13 protein-coding genes are annotated in these 21,748 nt (G+C 40.7%); 4 read left to right on the top strand and 9 right to left on the bottom strand.

The annotated features are described in order from the left end of the window. On the top strand, nucleotides 1–178 hold a 178-nt coding region (locus J6O61_RS02845; protein ID WP_292209347.1), incomplete at its 5' end, for a transposase. A 181-nt stretch (nucleotides 179–359) separates the two neighbouring features. Here J6O61_RS02845 and J6O61_RS02840 read toward each other — a convergent pair. From J6O61_RS02840 to J6O61_RS02830, 3 genes are all read right to left on the bottom strand, one after another. Then, nucleotides 360–1,934: a cation:proton antiporter gene (locus J6O61_RS02840; RefSeq protein WP_292209344.1), complete on the bottom strand. Its 1,575-nt coding sequence runs from the start codon at nucleotides 1,932–1,934 to the stop codon at nucleotides 360–362. 117 nt (nucleotides 1,935–2,051) lie between these two features. Continuing rightward, a complete protein-coding gene (locus tag J6O61_RS02835) occupies nucleotides 2,052–5,309 on the bottom strand; it encodes a hypothetical protein (RefSeq protein WP_292209342.1) in 3,258 nt (1,085 codons plus the stop codon). Between the two features lie 167 nt (nucleotides 5,310–5,476). Continuing rightward, nucleotides 5,477–7,594 carry an efflux RND transporter permease subunit gene (locus J6O61_RS02830; protein ID WP_292209339.1) on the bottom strand — a complete coding sequence of 706 codons (2,118 nt, stop codon included), beginning with the start codon at nucleotides 7,592–7,594 and terminating at the stop codon, nucleotides 5,477–5,479. A gap of 253 nt (nucleotides 7,595–7,847) precedes the next feature. On the opposite strand from J6O61_RS02830, the gene J6O61_RS02825 reads away from it, so the two are divergent. Next, the gene (locus tag J6O61_RS02825) at nucleotides 7,848–8,453 is read left to right on the top strand and encodes a TetR/AcrR family transcriptional regulator (RefSeq protein ID WP_292209335.1); all 606 of its coding nucleotides are present in this window, start codon (nucleotides 7,848–7,850) and stop codon (nucleotides 8,451–8,453) included. A 79-nt stretch (nucleotides 8,454–8,532) separates the two neighbouring features. On the opposite strand, the gene J6O61_RS02820 is transcribed toward J6O61_RS02825, so the two are convergent. Genes J6O61_RS02820 through J6O61_RS02805 form a run of 4 tightly spaced genes read right to left on the bottom strand, consistent with a single transcriptional unit; the run spans nucleotide 8,533 to nucleotide 14,323 of the window. Beyond that, nucleotides 8,533–10,848: a glycoside hydrolase family 31 protein gene (locus J6O61_RS02820; protein ID WP_292209332.1), complete on the bottom strand. Its 2,316-nt coding sequence runs from the start codon at nucleotides 10,846–10,848 to the stop codon at nucleotides 8,533–8,535. 29 nt (nucleotides 10,849–10,877) lie between these two features. Then, nucleotides 10,878–12,476 (bottom strand): extracellular solute-binding protein, encoded by a 1,599-nt coding sequence (locus J6O61_RS02815; RefSeq protein WP_292209330.1) that lies wholly within the window; start codon nucleotides 12,474–12,476, stop codon nucleotides 10,878–10,880. 35 nt (nucleotides 12,477–12,511) lie between these two features. Then, nucleotides 12,512–13,399 (bottom strand): carbohydrate ABC transporter permease, encoded by an 888-nt coding sequence (locus J6O61_RS02810; protein ID WP_292209327.1) that lies wholly within the window; start codon nucleotides 13,397–13,399, stop codon nucleotides 12,512–12,514. Nucleotides 13,400–13,414: 15 nt separating this feature from the next. Continuing rightward, a complete protein-coding gene (locus tag J6O61_RS02805; protein WP_292209324.1) occupies nucleotides 13,415–14,323 on the bottom strand; it encodes an ABC transporter permease in 909 nt (302 codons plus the stop codon). 73 nt (nucleotides 14,324–14,396) lie between these two features. Between J6O61_RS02805 and J6O61_RS02800 the strand changes: the two genes are divergently transcribed. After that, nucleotides 14,397–16,160, top strand: coding sequence for a sensor histidine kinase (locus tag J6O61_RS02800; protein WP_292209321.1), 1,764 nt, complete (start codon nucleotides 14,397–14,399; stop codon nucleotides 16,158–16,160). Next, nucleotides 16,161–16,895: a response regulator transcription factor gene (locus J6O61_RS02795; protein WP_292209320.1), complete on the top strand. Its 735-nt coding sequence runs from the start codon at nucleotides 16,161–16,163 to the stop codon at nucleotides 16,893–16,895. A 4-nt stretch (nucleotides 16,896–16,899) separates the two neighbouring features. On the opposite strand, the gene feoB is transcribed toward J6O61_RS02795, so the two are convergent. Both feoB and J6O61_RS02785 read right to left on the bottom strand, forming a co-directional pair. Then, nucleotides 16,900–19,257 (bottom strand): ferrous iron transport protein B, encoded by a 2,358-nt coding sequence (gene feoB, locus J6O61_RS02790; protein WP_292209319.1) that lies wholly within the window; start codon nucleotides 19,255–19,257, stop codon nucleotides 16,900–16,902. A gap of 71 nt (nucleotides 19,258–19,328) precedes the next feature. Continuing rightward, nucleotides 19,329–21,638 (bottom strand): glycogen/starch/alpha-glucan phosphorylase, encoded by a 2,310-nt coding sequence (locus J6O61_RS02785; RefSeq protein ID WP_292209317.1) that lies wholly within the window; start codon nucleotides 21,636–21,638, stop codon nucleotides 19,329–19,331. Nucleotides 21,639–21,748 lie beyond the last annotated feature (110 nt).

Here is a 21,748-nt window from a genome sequence, read left to right as displayed (position 1 = left end):
TAGAACACACGTTGAGAAATACCTCTGGGGAGATTCACCCTTCTGGAGCGCAAGTTACTTTTGTGCAACTACCGGAAGCGTTTCTCTTGATACCGTTAAGAAATACATCGAAGATCAGCGAACAGAAGAACACAAACGCAAATACATTAAGACTGGGAAATACAAAAAGAAAAGCTAGTGCGATTCATCCCACAACCGATTTCATCGGAAGGGGTTTTCTCGCACGTTGTTATAATATCAAATTTTAGTAAAATAAAAAACTTACACACTTAATTTGACACTCTCTTACATACTTCATCCACCTGCAGGTGCCAGGCGGTACCTGCAAATGGGGAGCATGATTTTTTAATATAGCGGTTCTACTTGTCTTTCTTCTTTTTCTTATCTTTATTGTCCTTATTCTTATTGCTTTTTTTATCCTTCTTTTCTTTTTTGGATTTTTTATCTTTCTTTACTTTCTTGAATTCTTCCTCTTTATATTGGTTTTGGAAGTACTCTTCTGCAGCTTCATCAAATGCCCTCTCTTCAATATTCACTTCGTCATCATAATCTATCATCGTTACTGAAAACTCAATACCCATGTCAGCACTTGTTCCAATAATATCTGCTACCGTAGTTTCTACTTCCGATTCAGCATCTTCTACAGCCTGATTTTCAGCGTTTTCTATACTATTTACATTTTCAGTCAGATCCAGATCATCTCCGTAAGACTTTGATTTATAAAGTGCAAACTTGGCCGCTGCAGGACCAATCAGCTCATAAAGCACACTGGAAGCAAGAATTATTGTTAAAAGAGCGCTCCCCATTTCGCCTTTTAAAGTTCGTGCCCCAAGCTCTGCAAGCCCGATAGCTACCCCTGCCTGCGGAATGAGCGCAAAGCCAAGATATCTTTTTACCAGGTTTCCTGAACCTACAATCTTACATCCCCAATATGCTCCCAGATATTTACCTATAATCCTGACAACAAAATACCCTATCCCCACTACTATAAGTGGCAGAGAACCAAAATTGCCTCCATTAAAAAGTGCGCTTAAGTTAAAAGATATTCCTGATCTGACAAAAAATATCAGCAATATAGGAGGGCTGAAATAGTTGAGCTGTTTGAACAGCCTGTCATCATCCGAAAGATTTATATATACTGATCCCATTGCCATGCACCCTAAAAGAGGTGAGGTATCTAGAATTGCCGCTATCCCACAAAAAGCAAATAACATAGCAATGGCGATTATAAGCCTGTTATCAGTGCTATGCTTGTTTTTCATAAAAAGATTGATAAAAAAACCAAACAATCCACCAAGGACCATTATGGAAAGATTCAAAATTAGAGGCACAATAGTTCCAAAAACACTTACTTTTCCGCCTGAAATGGAAACAGTAGCAATAGAAATGGCAATACTATAAGCTATAAGTCCCACCATATCATCAAGAGCCACAACCTGGAGCAGCGTATCAACAAACTCACCTTTTGCCTTGGTCTGCCTTATTGTCATCATGGTTGAAGCAGGAGCCGTTGCAGCTGCTAAAGCTGCAAGAACAGCTGAAAATGACATTGGAAGCCTGAACATATTAAAGCACAGGATAAAAACAAAAACTGTCGCCAAAAGAGCTTCAAATATCGTGATTATAAATACCTTGGGGCCATTTTTCTTCAAGGTATCAATTTTAAAAAACTGACCTGTTCCAAAGGCGATGAAAGCTAATGCTAAATCCGGCAAAAAAGCCGATGCCTCTACAAATTTTTGAGGAATAAGATTAAAACAATATGGTCCAATCAGTATGCCGGCTACTATATATGCTGTTACATTTGGGAGTTTAAGCTTTTTGGTTATTCTTGTCATAAGAAATCCTGCCAAAAGCATGATGGACATGGAAAGAATATCTGCCGGAACCTGATTTCCTGCGGCAAATCTATCATAAAATAGATTAATGTTCATGATCATCCCCCAATTTCTTAAAGATTATCCTATAAGTATATCACAATCATTTATAGAAACGAAAAACTCCTCTCTGCGACTTCAAATGCCACAGAAAGGAGTTTTGATCATTACTTATTAAAGCGACTTAATAGCATCTGTCTTGATAATAAACTTAACGCTGCTGTCGATATCTTCACTTGCGCCACCAAATGATGTGTAGTTCTCACCGGCTTCTCTTAAAGCTGTCATTCTGTCTGCAAACTCTGTAAGATCTCCATCAAACGCTTCGTAGAGCTTCTTGATACCCTCTTCGTCAAGCTTGATAACGCCATCAAGGAGTTCCTGAACACCGTCATCAAGTTCGATTACACCATCATTGAGCTCGCCCACGCCATCGTTAAGCTCAATTGCTCCATCATTGAGTTTTCCTGCACCGTCATCAAGCTGTCTTGCGCCGTCATTAAGCTGGTATGCACCGTCTTTAAGCTGGTATGCACCATCTTTAAGCTGTGCCGCTCCATCATTAAGCTGAGATGCTCCATCTACAAGTTTGCCATTGTTAGAAACAAGTTCCTTTGTTCCATCATGGAGCTGTGATGCGCCACTACTAAGCTGTCCAAGGCCATCATCAAGAGTTCCTGCGCCTGCATAAAGCTGATTGATACCATCTGAAAGAGCTGCGCTTCCATCTGCAATCTGTTTTGCAGCGGCAACTGCTTCCTGAATCTTACCAAGTGATGACACATCAAGTCCTGATGCCTGTACTTTTGCAAGTACCTGATCAATCGCTGTATATCCTGCCTTTGTAGCACCTACAAGCTGACCATATGATGTGAATACAGGTGCGTTCTTCATAACCTGTTCTTTTATTACAGGAGCAAGTGCTGCCTGTCCTTCCGGAGTACTCATGATAGAACCAAGTTTGGCAAGCATCTGAGGACTGCTGATAAGTGAAGCAATTTTGGAATCATCCATTGTAGACATAATAGATACAAGTGTATCTGCATCCATATTCGCAATGATTGCTCCAAGAGTTGTTGAATCAACGCCTGCCATAACTGTTCCAAGTGTCTGAACCGGCATCTTACTGATAAGTGCGCCAAGTGTTGTAGTATCCATACATGTCATTACTTTTCCAAGCGTAACCGGATCTAATCCTCCAACTACTTCCTGCAGCTTTTCATCATCCATTGTCTTTATAACATCAGCAATTTCTTGAGCTTTAAGGTTAGAGATAATAGTTGCTTTATTCTCTTCCAAATACTGTTTTACAGACTGTTCTGTTGCCTGCTTTACAAGATATTCGAAATAAGCTTTTCCTTCATCATTAATATAATTAATGATATCTTCATTTGTTACAACCTTGCTCTCCTCAAGCATAGCAGCAATTTCTTCATCTGTATAATACTGACCTAGTGAATCATTTTGAAGCTCGTCTAAACTAAGAGTAGTTGTTCCTGTAGTTAAAGTCTTTGATTCTACAAGCTGATCTTCTGTAATTGTATCTGAAGCTGTTGTATCAGCAGTCGTTGTATCTGTTGCTGCGTCTGTAGTTGTTGTATCTGTGGTAGTTGTTTCTGTTGTTGTGCCTGTAGTTGTTGTATCTGTGGTAGTTGTTTCTGTTGTCGTGCCTGTAGTTGTTGTATCTGTGGTAGTCGTTTCTGTAGCTGATTTAGTATTTTCCTCAACTTCTTCTGTATCTTCTGTTTCATCGAGATCTTCGTCATCAGTATCATTTTCAGGATTGGTAATTGTATCTGTTTCTACATCCTGCTCAAGATTATCGCCATTTGCCTGCTGTGTAACTGATGTTGTTGAAGTAGCCTGAAGTGTAGATTTTCCAGCTTCTACCATCTGTGCAAGCTGTTCTTTACTTTCAATCTTTCCACCTGCAAGTGTATTTATGAAAGCGTAAAGCTCATCTGAACACTCTCCTCCGGAAATAAGGTAGTTATATGCTGCATGATACATTGCACTCTGAGTCTTAAGTCCTTCAAGCTGTGTTGATAACTCTTTTATCTTAGTCTCATCAAATCCACCCAGTTTTGCTGAGAGAAGATCACTGAACTGCTTTGAACCTGCTGCAAGAGTTGTAGCGCCTGTCTTAGCACTTGCAAGCCCATCTTTAAGCTTTGTTGAACCAGCTTTTGCTGATGAAGCTCCATCAGCAAGCTTTGCAGCACCATCATTGATTTTGCTTGCACCATCTGTATATGCAACTATGCCATCCTTAAGGCTGCCTGTTCCATCACAGAGCTTACCGGTTCCATCATATAATGAACCTGTTCCATCATAGAGCTTACTTGTACCATCATAGAGCTTTACTGTTCCGTCCTTAAGATCACTTGTGCCATTTTTGAGTTCTTTGGTTCCGTCGTAAAGCTCTGTAACACCATCGCGAAGCTCTGTTGTACCGTCTTTGAGTTCCTTACTGCCGTCAACAAGCTTTGTTGAACCATCGTTAAGCTCTCCCATGTCATCTTTGAGATCATCAAGCTTGTCTGAATCAGAAAGATCAGTTAAACCAAAGTCAGAAAGAATATCTGAACTTGCCATTGTGATTGTCATACCAAGTTCGAAATCTGTTGTATCAGCAGTTACTTCAAAATGATTTGTGAGTTTTTCATCAAGCTCGCCGTCTTCGTTAAGCTCTTCCCACTTCTCATCATCAATATCAAGAGATTCTTTAAGACCAGGAACTGCAACACCCATTACTACGTAGTTGCCACCATCTGAAATAACCTTACCATTTGATATCTCTACGTTTGAGAACTTATCTGAATCAAGCATCATACCTGAAACCATTGCAAATGGTGTATAAACTTCAATCTCTTTTCCATTAACTTCTACAGTCTGTTTTTCTTTATTCTCATAATCGAAGCGGATTGTTACCCTACCACTCTTTCCTGCAAGTTCTTCAGGAGAAATCTCTTTTCCATCAAGAGTATATGTTATCTTCATGTCAACAGGAAGCTCTTTGTCTGTAGTTCCCTGATAATAAATATCTGCGCCTGAAGCATTCCAGGTAAGTGTTCCGTCGCCGTTATCGGTGAATGTCTCTGAACCCTTTACATTCACAATATCCTTGAGCTCTGTAGCATCTGACATCTCGCTTGATGCATCTGCATTTTTGAGCCACTCGCTAACGATGACATCGTTTACTGCACCATTGGCATCAGTCTTTACATATACTGTCTCAACCTTGCCGGCCTCGGACTCACTTGAAGCAACAGCTGAATTGGTTACCATGCTCTCTTCAATCTCTGACTCAGCCTGTGTCTCAACTGCTGCAGTCTCATCTGTAACTGTATTAGCGCCGCATGCTACTGACATCATAGCAAGCATTGCTGCCATTATAACTGAAAATGATTTCATTAAACTTTTTCTGATCATGACTAATTTCTCCTCTATATTATTATTTTAAATCTCAGCTAATGAAGTTCTGCTCTCGGCTAAAGCCTCAAAAAGGCCTCTCAGCTAATGAAGTTCTGCTCTCGGCTAAAGCCTCGCCAGAACACGTTCGGACTAGGCTCGAAAAAACCTCGCCAAGTCCTCTCAGCTCATGCCACGTGATGGATAAAATCCCCAAAATGATGGTGCTCATGGTGAACAGCCTCAACCCCCTTCATGCCGAAGGTTGTCTTAACAATGAGCCAGTCAAAGAGCATGTACATCGCAGGCAGTACCAAAAGAACTGTGAACATACTGATGATTGCTCCTCTTGCCATCAGGTTACAAAGTGAACCTATCATATCGATACTTGAGATAAGTCCAACTCCGAATGTTGCTGCAAAGAATGAAAGAGCACTGACAATTACTGATTTCATGCTTGTTGAAAGAGCTATCAAAGTTGCCTCTTTCTTGTCATGCCCATTCCTTCTCTCATTGAGATATCTGGTTGTCATAAGGATCGCATAGTCAACTGTGGCTCCCAGCTGAATTGTTCCGATTACGACTGATGAGATGAAAGGAATTGTTGTCTTTGTATAGAACGGAAGTCCCATGTTAACAAAGATAGCGAACTCAATTACCGCAACAAGGATAAATGGAAGTGATACAGACTTAAGTACAAAAGCGATGATCAGGAATACAAGTCCGATTGAAACTGTGTTAACTACGTTGAAATCATGATTTGTAATATTGATCAGATCCTTTGTACAAGGCGCCTCACCAACTACCATAGCCTTCGGATCATAGTTCTTAACAATTTTGTCTACCTGATTGATCTGAGCATTTATTTCATCAGAAGCTATCTTGTAATCAGTTGTTAAAAGAACCATCTTCCACTCGTCACTCTCGAGCTTATCTAACGCATCTTCAGGAATAAACTCCCTTGGAAGTGCTGGTCCTATAAGTGAATCTGTACTTAATACTGAAAGAATACCATCGGTACTTTTCAGCTCTTTTATCATCTGGTTCATGGATGCTGAATCAAGGTTTTTATCAACAAGAAGCATGTATGCTGAATTCATTTCAAACTTCTCATCAACTTCGTTCGCACCCTGAACACTCTCAAGGCTGTCTGGCAATGTCTGTGTCAGGTCATAATAAACACTTGTGTGATTGTTTCCGTAAATTGCCGGATACAAAAGCACAAGGAATATAGCAAGGAAAGCAATGTAATGCTTTGCCACAAACTTAGGAATTCTGTCAAACTCAGGCATAAGCGGTTTGTGCTTTGTCTTTTCAATGAGTTTATCAAATACAAGGATCATACTCGGAAGAATTGTTACACATCCGATAACACCAAATACAACACCCTTAGCCATTACAATTCCAAGATCAAGTCCAAGTGTGAAGCTCATGAACATAAGGGCTACGAAACCTGCAACTGTCGTTATTGAACTTCCAAGAACTGATGTAAAGGTTGCTGAAATAGCGTTTGCCATTGCATCCTTTTTGTCATCATTTCTTTCAAGCTCTTCCTGGTAGCTGTGCCACAGGAATATTGAATAGTCAAGTGTAACTCCCAGCTGAAGTACTGCACTAAGTGACTGGGTTATAAAAGAAATCTCTCCTTTAAAGACGTTGGTACCCATGTTGTAAACGATTGCCATTCCAATACTTAAAAGGAAGAAAAGAGGTATCAGATAGGAATCCATTGTCAGTGAAAGAACTATCACTGCAAGAAGTACTGCGATTCCTACATATATAGGTGTCTCTTTTTCTGCCATATTCTTGGTATCTGTTACGATGGCGCTCATACCGCTCATGAAGCACTGCTTGTCGGAAATCTTTCTGATGTCCTCAATGGCCTGCATTGTTCCGTCTGATGATGTTCCTTCATCAAATACAACGAACATCATTGTGGCGTCATCGCTATTAAAGGCATCGTAGACTTCTGTCGGAAGCATCTCCATTGGAACTGACAAGTCCATTACAGAGTCGTACCAGATCACATCTGCAACGTGGTCCACATTTTCGATTTTTGATTTAAGATTTGCAACATCTTTTTCCTCCATGCCCTCAGCTACATATAAGACAAAAGAGCCTGTTCCAAACTGATCAAGAAGAATATCCTGACCTTTCATGGTTTCTATATCCTTAGGCAAATAAGTAAGGATATCGTAGTTGACTCTTGTGTTAAAGTAACCGATTGCGGACGGAACAAGAAGTGCTATTGCCACTATCAGTATAACATATCTCAGCTTTACAATTAAATGTGAAAGCTTATTCATAACAAACTGCCTCCCTTTTTCGTTTAATAATTTTTATTTCAAGCGGAACTATTATTTAAGAAATAGTTTATTGACCGCTAGTCATTTTTTATATATTATGGTATAACATGAATATGACCATCGGTCAATATTTTTTAGATAAAAATTTTATTAAGTATTCCATTGCCATTTAAATGAGGCATTAATAGCCGAATTTATGCAGATTGCAGCGTGGAATGTCATATGTTAGAATTAGTGAAACGAGGATATAAAAATGGGAAAAGCAGCAGATAATAAGAAATTAAAAATGGAAAATCTTCTCAATACTTCCTTTGAACTTTTCACTTCACAGGGAATAAACAAGACTTCCATTTCAGATATTGTTAATAAGGCTGGAGTTGCCAAGGGAACCTTTTATCTTTATTTTAAGGATAAATATGATATAAGGAACAGACTCATTGCCCACAAATCAAGTCAACTCTTCATGAAAGCCTATGAGGCTCTCGGAGATGCCGGAATTGAAGGCTTTGAAGACAGACTTATATTTATAATGGACTATGTTTTGGATGAGCTCGAAGCCAACAAGGGGCTTCTTGCTTTTATATATAAAGACCTTTCCTGGGCAGTGTTCAAAAAAGCTCTCACCACGCCTACAAACAGCGAAGACATTGATTTTGGAGAAGTATACAGGAAAATGATAAAAGAGTCCGAGCTTGAATTTCAAGACCCGGAAGTAATGCTCTTTCTTATAATAGAGCTTGTTGGTTCAACCGGCTACAGCTCCATTATGTATAACGATCCTGTATCCCTTAATGACCTTAAGCCACATCTTGAAAAAACAGTTAGAAACATCATAGAAACTCATACGATCAAACATTAAAAAAGGAAAGCCAGGGGGACGGTTAATTTGACTAATGATAATAAGTCAAATTAACCGTCCCCGCTGACTTCCCTGAAGTTTATCCCAGTACTTCCAATATCGCATCCTTCATCTTCTCAGAAATATCAAGCCTGCGTATGCTTTCCTCAGAATCAAGTTCTCCTCTAAGGTACGCATCATATATTCTCTGTTTCTGGTCATAGCTGAATTTGCATCTCTTTAGGAAATCAAACAGATCTTTTTGAGGATCATTGCGGCCAAGAGTAACGTTTTCTATTACAATCTCTGCACCCTCAGATGTTTCAACACCAGAAAGCTCCACATAGACCTGTCCGGATTTTTCGTCATAGCCTTCAACCGGATTTGCACCACACAGAACAAACCTATAGTTTCTCTTTTCAGGTAAAAGAGCTGTTTTCCCCGTTGCTGCATGTATCCTTATAACAAGCCTTCCAGTTGCCTTATCATAGTGCTGGCTAATTTTAGTAAAGCCTCCGTTGTCGTTCATATAGTCATTTGTATTTCCGTCATCTTCGTAAAGAGTGTATTCGCCATCTGCACCAATTCCAAGATAAACTGTTAGTTTTGAAGGAAGATTATTCACATCCTCATCAATGACTGTGGACATTGGAACGATGCCTCCGGCCTTTATAAGTACAGGCATCTGCTCGATCGGCCTGTAGAGCTTTCTCATCTTCTCGCCTTCGTAAACTCTTCCATTAAAGATATCAATCCATCTTCCCTTAGGAATAAAGCTCAAAACTTCTCCCATCATAAGCTCGTCATCAAGCTTTGAAGTGATAGGGAAAACAATCAGCTCACTTCCAAAATAGTAGCCGTTTCTTGAATGGTATGCCCCCTCTGAATCAGGACTGTTGTAGTAAAGAGGCTGCATGAGAGGCTCATCGTTTCTGTACGCCTCATAATTTGCAGTGTACAGATAAGGTATCATTTTGTGCCTTAGTCTCATGAAATTATCCACTATGCTGCGCATAGGCTCCGGAAGGTTCCATGGCTCCTTGAAAAAGAAAGGATTGCATGAACTGTGAAGTCTCATGATCGGCGAAAATACGCCGAACTGCACCCATCTGCATGTTCTCTCGCAGTCCTCTTCTCCGTGCATATGTCCGCCTATGTCATGGCTCCACCAGCCATATCCGACATTTGATGCGGTTGAAGTAAAGAATGGCTGAATATCAAGGCTTATCCAGGTAGCACAGGTATCCCCGGAAAAGCCGATTGGATATCTATGGCTTCCTATTCCTGCAAAGCGGGAGAATATCATAGCTCTTTTACCGCGGCGAAGCTGATCTAAGTAGTGATAGTGGTTGAGAATCCAGAGAGGATCTACACTTCCTGACTTTGCCTTAGTGCCCTGCTGCCAGTCTATCCACCAGAAGTCAACGCCATCCTCTTCATAAGGCTGCATTACCTCTTCGAAATAGGCATCTACAAAGTTCTTATCCATAAGGTCAAAATCAACAGCTTTTTTGGTAGCAGGGTCAATTCCCATGCGCCTTGCCACTTTGTCATACATAACCTCGAAAGCTCTGATGCCATCAGCCGGGTGAAGATTTAATGTAACAGCTTTTCCTCTTTTATGAAGTTCTTTTAAAAATCTCTTATAATCCGGAAAATACTCTTCATTCCATGTGTAACCGGTCCAACCGCTTCCGTACTCACTGCCTACGTCAGTCAAATGCCAGTCCATATCTATAACAGCAACCGTGATCGGAACATTTTCTTTTTCAAAGCGGTCCATCAGCTCAAGATAGCTTTTTTCCGTGTACTTTTCATACTTGCTCCACCAGTTGCCAAGTGCATACCTTGGAATCATTGGTGCTTTGCCGCACAAATAGTAAAAGTCCTTTAAAGCTTCTTTAAATCTCTTTCCATATCCCCAAAAATAAATATCTTTTTCAGGATTTTGTCTGTCAAAGATCTCCTCCCCAGAAAGTTCGCAGCTCTCTCCATCGTCAAACCAAGCGTATCCCTCTCTTGAAAAAAGGCCTTTCTCATAAAGAACTACTCCGTTGGTCTCATCAAGAGTTCTCACAGTTCCAAAAAGGTTCCAACCATTTTCTCCATAGTTCCAGACAATTCCGTTATCTAAAAGCTTTATCTTAAGCCCTTTGGGAGAAAAAGCTCTTTTATCATAATCGACTTCAAGCCTTTTTGTCCTAAATAACAATTTGTCTTCTTCATCGCAGATAATATCCACATCCACCTGTGGAAAGTCTCTGTTTAAAACAACCTGCGTTGCATTGTCTGTAAAATGTCCGTTTTCCTCATATTCCAGACGGAGCAAGCTCTCCGTCAAAACACTGATACGAAAGCTTGCTCCCTGAATTATTTTTTCCTTCGGACAAATGGGTTTAAACTCATATGTCTTCACTAAAACAACCTCTTATATCCTAAATTAAATTACTTGTTTGAATTGTATGTATTATAAGCATCCTGCTGGATCTTGATGAAATCGTTATATCCCATTGTCTCCAATGTTTTGATATAATTATCCCACTGCTCATTTATGCCGCCCTCTGTAACCCATGTTGCCTGATTTGATGCAACATATGCGTCAAGATCAGTGAAAAGAGTTGCAAGTGTGCTAAGCTGGTCATTTGTATAACTTACATTAGGGAAGGCTTCTTTTGCAAACTTGCTAAGTTCCTTATCAAGTGCAAGCTTGGAAGCATCACCGTTTTCAGCAGCGTACTTTACTTTGTCGTTAAATCCGTCAGCTACATACTTTGGTCCAAAGTCTCTAAGCGACTGGATCCATGCAAATGTATCAGCTGAGTTTCCATCCTGTGGCTCAAGTACTGTGTATGTGCCATCTGCTGCCTTTTCAACACCGATTCCAAAAGAGCCATAGAAATTCTGGATTGATGCATCTTCTGTGTAGAACTTATCTACCCATGCAAGAAGTGGACCAGGGTTTTCGCAGGCTGAAGTTACAACAAACTCATATCTGCTGTAATTCCAGTGCTCAGGGTCTGAGGAGATGTACTTTTCTCCATCAGGGCCAGATAGTGCAGGAAGTGCCACGTACTCTCCGGCATTGGCACCAAATGTTGCATCTGCTGTCCAGCCCGGAGCTACACCGATGATAGGTGTCTCATTCATAAGCTTTGCATCACGCATTGAAGTATCTTCTGTGAAAAGCTCAGGATCAATAAGTCCCTTTTCAAAGCACTCATGCATCCATTCAACGCCTTTTTTGTATCCTTCAGTCACAGGAAGATATACAGGCTCACCGTTCTGGATAGCCATCATGTATGTTCCATCTGCGCCGAGTGTTGTTCCAAATGGAAGGCAGAAGAACATAACTGAATCAGCATAGCCCTGTCCGAAAGGAATCTCATCATTAGGATCCCCATTTCCGTTGGCATCATTTTCCTTAAAGGCTACAAGAACCTTCTCAAATTCTTCATAAGTCTGTGGTACTTCAAGTCCCAAGTTATCAAGCCATTTCTTGTTGATAAACATCTGGTTTGCTACAGTTGGTCTGCAGGGCTTTTTTGATGGAAGCCCGTAGATATGTCCGTCTGCAGAAGTAGCAAGAGCCTTCATTGTAGGATCACTTTCAATGATGCTCTTAAAGTTTGGCATATACTCATCAATATAATCGTCAAGAGCTATGAATGATCCTGTGTTTGTAAGGACATCTGATTCTGAGAAACAAATTGATCCCATAAATGCGTCAGGAAGATCTCCTCCTGCTAAAAGAACTGCTTTTTTGTCACCCCAGTCTGAATTAAGGATAGTATCCCACTTTACAGATATTCCTGCTTCACCTGCTGCCTGATCAGGGAATCCTGTGTGGTAATCCTCTCCCCAATCAGCCCATCTTACTGTTGCTACCTCGTAAGAAGCTGCATTGGCACCTGCTCCCTGTTCTGCTACCGCAGCTGCTGTGGTAGTACTGTCAGAAGTTGTTGCTGTTTCAGCCGCCTGGCCACAGCCCGCGAGCATAGTTGTCAGTGCCAGTGCTCCCGCTACCAAATTAAACTTTCTTCGCATTATTTTTCTCCTTCTCTAAAAATATTTTATACTATTTATCCCTTTACTGCTCCTATCATTACGCCCTGATTGAAGTACTTTTGCAGGAAAGGGTAAAGAGCCATGATCGGCAATGTTGAAACCACAATTGATGCGTATTTCATCATGTCTGAAAGCTGTCGCAGCTCCTGGGCCATAGTGCCTGTAGCCGCTCCAAGAAGTGACTCATTGGAAATAAGGATTCTCCTAAGTAAAAGCTGCAGTGGAATCAGATTCTCGTTTTGCAGATAAATAAGTGCATTGAACCAGGAATTCCAAAGACCTACTGCTGTCCACAGACCAACCACCGCAATTACTGCTTTTGAAAGAGGAACTGCAAACTGCACGAAATACCTTATAGTGCTGCAGCCGTCTATCTGTGCTGCCTCCCAAAGTGATTCGGGAAGTGAATTCTGGAAAAATGTCCTTGCCACGATTATGTTGTAAGTGGATACCGCAAACGGAACTACCATAACGAGGAAATTATCCAGGAGGCCAAACTGCTTAACTACCAAATATGTAGGGATCAGGCCGCCACCTACAAACATGGGTATCAGGTAAAAGACATTTATTATCTTTCTACCAGGCAGGTCTTTTCTTGACATGGCATAGCCGGCAGTAATATTAACCAGTAGAGCAACCAGTGTGCCGGAAATGGTATATATTATGGTGTTCCAATAGCTTTTCCAGATCTGCTTCTGTTCAAAAAGCTTTTGGTATCCCCTTACATCTATAGTCTTTGGCCACAGCCACACCTTGCCGTTTGCCACATCCGCAGGATTGCTAAAAGAGGCAATTATGACAAACCAAAGCGGATAAATAACAGCAATTATCATGAGCACTGCTATCAGATGAAATATGATATTTACTAAAACGTCCTGTGAAAACTTTTTCTTTTTTACCATTTCTACCTCCCAATATCAGAACAGGCTGCTGTCCGTAAGCTTTTTGGCCATCAGATTTACCAGCACTAACACGATCACATTAACTACCGTATTGAAAAGACCTATTGCAGTAGACAGACTGTACTGCATGCTCTGCATACCCATTTTGTAAACATAGGTTGAAATGATCTCACTGCTCATGATGTTCTGAACATTTTGGAGCAGGAATACCTTTTCAAAACCTATTCCCAATATGCTTCCGGCCCTCATAATGAGAAGTACCATTGCCGTCGGCATGATCATGGGAATATCTATGTACTTTATCTTCTGAAGTGTGCTGGCCCCATCCACTGTTGCCGCCTCATAATATGTAGGATCTATTCCCGCAAGCGCAGCAAGGTAAATGATGCTGTCCCAGCCAAGGTGCTGCCATATGTCGCTCCATACGTACACATGTTTAAATCCTGCGGCACTTGACATTACATTCGGAAATTCATGTCCCAGTAGTTTAAAGAGATTTGCAAAAAGACCGCTGCTTGGCGAGAGGAAGATCAGGATAAGTCCGCACATTACCATTGTTGAAATGAAATGTGGCAGATAGGTTATCACCTGAAATACTTTTTTAAATCCCCTGGTCTTCATCTGGTTGCACATAAGTGCAAGAAGGATTGGAAGCGGAAATCCTACAAGTATACTGTACAAACTCAGTACCAGCGTGTTCTTTATGGTCACCGCAAATTGATATGATCTGAAATACTGCATGAAATTTTTCATTCCCACAAAAGGGCTTTTCAGAATTCCAAGAGCAGGTGAATAGTTTTGAAATGCTATCACTATTCCGACCATCGGAAGATACGCAAAACAAAATAGCAGTACTGCTGATGGTAAAAGAAGTAAATACAACTGATAGTATTTTTTTATGTTCCCAAAAATTTTATTCTTCATTTTTTGTTCTCCTTGATTTCATGTTCTAAATCTTAAAGATTTTAAAAAACAAAAAATAGCACTATTCAGTTTTATGGATAGCACTTTTCCGAACAGGAAACTAAAAACTGTGGCAGGCTCCAAACCTTTAAATTATAATGAACTTATGAAAAACCAAGGAAGAAACAGAGCATATCCTGTTGTGCAGATACTTCGAAAAACACTACTTATTTCTGTGCCGGTTGTTATCATTTTTGTGATAGTAAGTGTCTTTTCATTTTTGGAAATAAGAAAGCAGAATAATCTTGCAGTAGAGAATGCCGTATCAATATATCAAACAGAATTAACCGAAAGACTTAATGCCATAGAACACTTCGTTCAATGGACTGTTTTCCACGATCCTATTCTTGACAGCTTTTCTATTGAAGGTCACATGGGGGATTACAGAAAAGCCAGTACCGATCTGAGGCTAAGAGTAAGCGACATGCAGTATTCAACAGGTTCAGAATATATGTATTTCTTTTACTGGGATGAAGGAAATCTGTTCATTAATGCCTCTGACATGGCAGTTACTTATGACAGGTACAAGACCATCAGGAAAAGGATAATATCTGACGTTTCGCAGGGGCTTACATCAGGCGGTCTATCCTGGATACCTACTGTTATAGGTGGCAAAACCTACCTGTACTACGCAATTACCTATAGCCATAGAACTTTTGTGTCGCTGGTCCCGATAGAAGATCTACTCTCTCCACTGGGCAGTCTGAACCTTGGAAACCACGGCAATATTAAGTTTCAGAACCTCAAAGGTGACACCTATTATCAAACTGCAGCCAGCCCCAGCGGATTTTTGGACTATTATTATAACGAGATTGTTTTCCACGGTGAAGATGCAGGTCTTCCTTTCACTTTAGTTGTAAACTCAGATATGCTCGGTAACTATGGAAAGATCTTTCTCCTTCAGTTCCTGGTATTTTTAACCGCTCTAACTCTTTCCTTTATCATGGGCGGCTACATTCTTTTGACATATAAAAAAGTTATCCTGCCCATCAGGATTTTTTCCGAAAACCTGTCAAAAATGGACTCACTATCAGGTGTTGAAGTTACAACCCTTGATCTTACTGACGGCAAATTACAGGAGCTAAACCAGATAAATGACCAGTTCAAAAATCTTATCCATGAAATAACAAGGCTCCGCATCAACATTTATGAAGCAGAGCTTGACCAGAACAAGTTCAGGATCCACTTTTTGCAGCAGCAGATAAAACCGCACTTTTACTTAAACTGCCTCACTACGATAGACAGCATGCTAAGCCTTGGAGACGTCAGCGCAGCTCAGAAAATGCTCAGCTTTACCTCCAAGTATTTCAGATATCTTTTTCAGGCAGATAAGGATTTTGTAACACTTAGCAATGAGATTTCTCATGCGGAAGATTATCTTGATATTCAGATGATGCGCCTATCGGAGGACATTGACTACGACTGCGATATCGATGATTCACACATGGATGTTCTTATACCGCCTCTTTTACTTATAACTTTTATCGAAAACATCATCAAACATGCGGATTCCAAGGGGAATGTGTTAAAGATAACAGTATCCAGCAAAGACCTTGAAAGGGAAGGCAGCTCTTTTGTTGCCATCTCAATTGCAGACAACGGTCAGGGTTTTCCTGATGAGATCATAGAAAAAATAAAGAACAAGGAAGATCTCACAGAAGATGGCAGCCACATCGGAATAACCAACTGCATCAGAAGACTCTCACTCCTATATGACGGGAGCTTTGATCTATCTATAGAAAATAGCGTTTCGGGCGGCGCCGTAGTTACTCTGGTGCTCCCAAAGAGGTATCAATAAATGAATGTTTTACTTGTGGACGATGACCGCTTTGTCATTGCGGCGCTCCAAAAAGGAATCGCCTGGGAAAGCCTCGGATTTACTGAAGTTTTCACAGCAGGCGAGATCAATTCGGCAAAAGAAATTATAAATTCAAATAAAATAGACCTGCTCCTTAGCGACATCGATATGCCGCATGGTACAGGTCTGGATCTTCTGAGCTTTTTGCGCGAGCATGGAAACAAGGTACCAACTATCTTTTTGACTAACTATGCAGATTTTTCCTATGCCCAAAAGGCAATTGAGCTTAAGAGTTTTCACTATTTTTTAAAACCAATTGACTATGCAGAGCTGACCCGCATCATCAAAAAAGCCATAAAGGAAGCCTATGATAATGACACTTCCGAAAGCTCTTTTTACAAGCTTGATACATCTGATACAGAATCGGCGCAGAAGGCTCTTTTAGCATATGTTGACGAACATTTTAAAGAAGAAATAAGCAGAGAGCAGCTTTCTGAAATGTTCTTTTTTGATCCGGATTACATCACTAAAATATTCAAAAAAGAGACAGGCTTTAGCTACAAAAATTACGTTATAGAAAAGCGCCTGTCCCTTGCGAAAAAACTTTTAACAGAAACCGATTATTCAATTCACGATATCGCACTCCACGTCGGGTACGATAATTACTCATATTTTACCAGACTCTTTAAAAAGAGCTTTGGCATGACGCCGGTGGAATTCAGGAACCAGAAATAATGCGTTAGATTCCTATAAGCATTCCTGCATAATACACAATAAATGCTGCGATCCACGCAACTACACACTGCCATAAAACAACGGCAACAGCCCATCGTCTTCCCATCTCTCTGCCAATCGCAGCAACAGCCGCAACGCATGGAGTATAAACAAGTGAAAAGACAAGAAGGCTTACTGCAGACAGAGTGCTTATAGCAGCAGAAACGCCGCCAGCTTCGTCAAACAGCACTTCCAAAACTGATACCACACTCTCTTTTGCCATGAATCCGCTTATGAGAGATGTGCATATTCTGAAATCCCCAAGGCCAATTGGTTTAAAGATAGGAACCAGAATTCCGGCAATTGCTGCAAGCATGCTATCCTTGGTGCTGTCCACAAGTTCCAGATGGAAATCAAAGCTCTTGAAAAACCACACAACTATTGAAGCCAGCATAATAACCGAAAAAGCTCTCTGAATAAAATCTTTTGACTTTTCCCACATCAGCTGCATTACACTTCTGGCACTGGGCATGCGGTAATTTGGAAGCTCCATAACAAACGGAACTGCTTCGCCCTTAAACAATGTCTTTTTATAAATCAAAGAAACTATTATTCCTAAGACAATCCCCAGAAAATACAGCGCGGTGATCACCAGCCAACCCTTATCAGGGAAAAATGCTGCCACAAAAAAGGCATAAATAGGAAGCTTGGCGGTACAACTCATAAATGGAGTAAGAAGAATCGTCATTTTCCTGTCTCTGTCACTTGGAAGGGTTCTCGTCGACATTACCGCCGGAACCGTACATCCAAAGCCGATAAGGAGCGGAACGATACTTCTTCCGGAAAGTCCTATTTTCCTAAGGAGCTGGTCCATAAAGAATGCAACTCTTGCAATATATCCACTGTCTTCAAGAAGTGATAAGAACAAGAATATTGTAACGATTATAGGCAAAAAGCTAAGGACACTTCCCACACCTTCAAAAATACCATCAACCACAAGACTGTGAATTGCTGCATTAACTCCTGCCTGCGTCATGGCATTGTCTACAAGGCCTGTCAATGCACTAACTCCCGTTTCGATAAGTCCCTGCAAAAAAGCTCCGATCACATTAAAGGTCAAAAAGAAAATAGATGCCATTACAAGAATAAACACCGGAATAGCAGTAAATCTGCCGGTTAGAACTTTATCTATCTTCTGGCTTCTGATCTGTTCCTTGCTCTCATGAGGTTTTACAAGGCATTCATCACATATCTTGTGGATAAAGGCAAATCTCATGTCGGCAATGGCTGCTGCCCTGTCAAGGCCTCTTTCTGCCTCCATCTGCTTTGTAATATGTTCAAGTGTCTCTTTTTCATTATCATCGAGACTTAGCTTATCAATTATGAGCTGATCTCCCTCTATTGCCTTATTGGCCGCAAATCTCAATGGGAGCTCTGCTGTCTTAGCGTGATCCTGTATAAGATGCATAACTGCGTGGATACATCTGTGAACAGCGCCGCCATTATCATTTTCATCACAAAAATCCTGGCGTCCCGGTCTCTCCTGATAGTGGGCTATGTGCATAGCATGGCGCACAAGCTCGTCTATGCCTTCATTCTTGGCTGCAGAAATAGGAACAACAGGAACCCCAAGCATACTCTCCATAAGGTTAATATCAACCGTTCCACCATTGCCCCTAAGTTCATCCATCATGTTAAGAGCAATCACCACAGGAATGTCCATTTCAAGAAGCTGCATAGTCAGATACAGATTTCTCTCCATGTTTGTGGCATCCACAATGTTGATGATGGCCTCAGGCTCTTCCTCAAGCACAAAGTTCCTGCTGACAAGCTCTTCACTGGAATATGGAGACATGGAATATATTCCGGGAAGGTCCGTTATCATTGTATTTTTTTGTCCGAGTATTGAACCATCCTTGCGGTCCACAGTAACTCCGGGAAAATTACCAACGTGCTGATTTGCACCTGTCAGTTGATTGAAAAGAGTCGTCTTTCCGCAGTTTTGGTTACCTACAAGAGCAAATGTCAAAAGAGCTGTATCCGGCAAAGGATTGCCGCTTCCCTTTGGATGATATTTACCTTCCTCACCAAGTCCCGGGTGTTCGATCTTTTTAGAATTCTTTTTTGACTGTCCTGCCTTACCAGGTTCTTTTGCCTCAGATAGCTTAGTCACCTGAATTTTCTCAGCATCAGCAAGACGAAGTGTGAGCTCATACCCATGGATCCTAAGTTCCATAGGATCACCTAAAGGCGCAAGCTTAACAAGTGTAACTTCCGCCCCTGGTATAACTCCCATATCCAGAAAATGTTGGCGAAGAGCTCCCTCTCCGCCAACAATATCAATTCGTGCACTTTCACCAATAAGTAAATCTTTTATTGTCACTTCAATTTCTCTCTTTCATTAAGGAAACGTGGGTGTTTTATGTTAAGTGCAAGCCTTTTATTTTAGTAATATCAGTCGAGATGCCAGATGTCTCTGTTGTATTCAGCGATTGTTCTGTCTGATGAGAAATATCCGGCCTTAGCTATATTGGTAAGCATCATCTTTTTCCACTTATCGCGATTCTCGTAATCAGCGAAGATCTCGTCTTTCTTGGCAATATAGCTCTCAAGATCAATAAGTGTCATGAACCAGTCCTTGTTAAGAAGCTCGTTGTAAAGTCTCTCAAGATTCTCTTTATGTCCAACCTTTAGGCACTCTTTACTTACGATGAAATCTACAGCTTCCTTTATAACAGGGCTCTTCTTATAGTAATCCTTTGAAACGTAATCAGCCTTCTTGTAATGCTTAATAACTTCGTCAGCGCTGATACCAAAGATATAGATGTTGTCGTCACCAACAAGCTCATGGATCTCAACATTGGCTCCGTCATCAGTTCCAAGAGTAATTGCTCCGTTAAGCATAAACTTCATGTTACTTGTTCCTGAAGCCTCTTTTGATGCAAGAGAGATCTGCTCTGAAACATCGCATGCAGGAATAAGCTTTTCAGCGTAGCTTACGTTGTAGTTTTCTACCATGACAACCTTCATATACTTATTTACATCAGGATCATTGTTGATGATCTCCTGAAGCACAAGTAAAAGGTGAATAATGTCTTTTGCAATAACATATGCAGGTGCAGCCTTAGCGCCAAATATAAATGTAAGCGGTCTTACAGGCTTCTTGCCACCCTTTATTTCGAGATATTTATGGATGATATAAAGAGCATTCATCTGCTGTCTCTTGTACTCATGGAGTCTCTTTACCTGAATATCAAAGATTGAATCAGGGTCAACTTCAACATTCTCATGCTCCTTGAGATAAGAAGCAAGCTCTTTCTTTTTGTCCATCTTAATCTCTTCAAGTTTATCAAGAACTTCCGGATTGTCAATGTGCTCTAAGAGCTTTTCAAGTTTATTTGCATCCTTCTTAAAGCCATCTCCGATTGTCTCTGAAAGGAAATCAGCCAGTGGATGGTTACATGAAAGAAGCCATCTGCGGAATGTGATACCGTTTGTCTTGTTGTTGAACTTCTCAGGATAGATCTTGTAGAAGTCGTTGAGCTCGCTGTCCTTAAGAATATCTGTGTGGATAGCAGCAACACCATTTATTGAGAAACCATAGTGGATATCAATAAATGCCATGTGAACCTTTTTATCCTTGTCGATGATCTGAACCTTAGGGTTCTTGTACTTAGCCCTGATTCTCTTATCAAGCTCTTTAATATAAGGAACAAGCTGTGGAACTACCTTCTCAAGATACTTAAGCGGCCATGTCTCAAGAGCCTCTGCAAGGATAGTGTGGTTTGTATATGCACATGTCTTGCTGACTACATTTATAGCTTCATCAATATTAAATGCCTTTTCCTCAACAAGAATTCTGATAAGTTCAGGAATGATCATTGTTGGGTGAGTATCATTGATCTGAATTACTGCATGTTTGTGAAGCTCATGAAGGTCATACTGACGCTCTTTCTGCTCACGAAGGATAAGCTGTGCAGCATTTGATACAAGGAAATACTCCTGATAAATTCTAAGAAGATTTCCTGCCTCATCAGAGTCATCGGGATAAAGGAAAAGAGTGAGGTTCTTGTCAATCTTAGTCTTATCGAAATCAATTCCTTTTTTTACAAGGCTCTCATCTACTGATTCTATATCAAAGAGGCGAAGCTTGTTTACTCCTGTGTCGTAGCCAACAACGTTCATATTGTAAAGGCGGGAAACAACTTTTTTATCACCAAAAGCTACTTCAAAAGTAGTATCTGTCTTTTCAAGCCAGGAATTTTCCTCGATCCAGTCATTCTTTTCAGCACACTGGAGATGATCCTTAAATACCTGTTTGAAAAGTCCGAAGTGATAGTTAAGACCAATTCCCTCACCTGCAAGACCTAATGTTGCAATAGAATCAAGGAAGCAGGCAGCAAGTCTTCCAAGTCCGCCATTTCCAAGTGATGGCTCCGGCTCGCACTCTTCAACTTTAGAAAGGTCCTTGCCATTTTTTTCAAGAATAGCCTTAACCCTGTCATAAACTCTAAGGTTAATAAGATTGTTTGAAAGAAGCTTACCAATAAGGAACTCCATAGAGATGTAGTAAACTTTCTTTTCTCCGTTGTAAACTTCAGCCACATCCATAAGGCGTGAAGACATCTCTAAAAGTATGTAGTAAGTCTCCTGATCTGTACATTCCCTGATTGTCTTGCCAAATTTCTCATCGGCAATTCCCTCAAGCTGCTCCTCAAGGTTGAGTACAAGTACGTCGCGTTGCATGTTTGTGTGCTTGGACATTATTCTTTCTCCTCTCGTTAGTAAAACTGGGGTTATGGAAAACGTTTTCTTTCTTATTTATGTGATAAGATTATCATAGGAAAACGTTTTCTGCAAGCATTTTTTCCCGA

It is taken from the genome of Butyrivibrio sp., from assembly GCF_017635265.1.
Lineage (GTDB): Bacteria > Bacillota > Clostridia > Lachnospirales > Lachnospiraceae > Butyrivibrio.
Note: the sequence above shows the minus strand (reverse complement) of the source record. Positions and strands in the feature narration are given on the sequence as shown.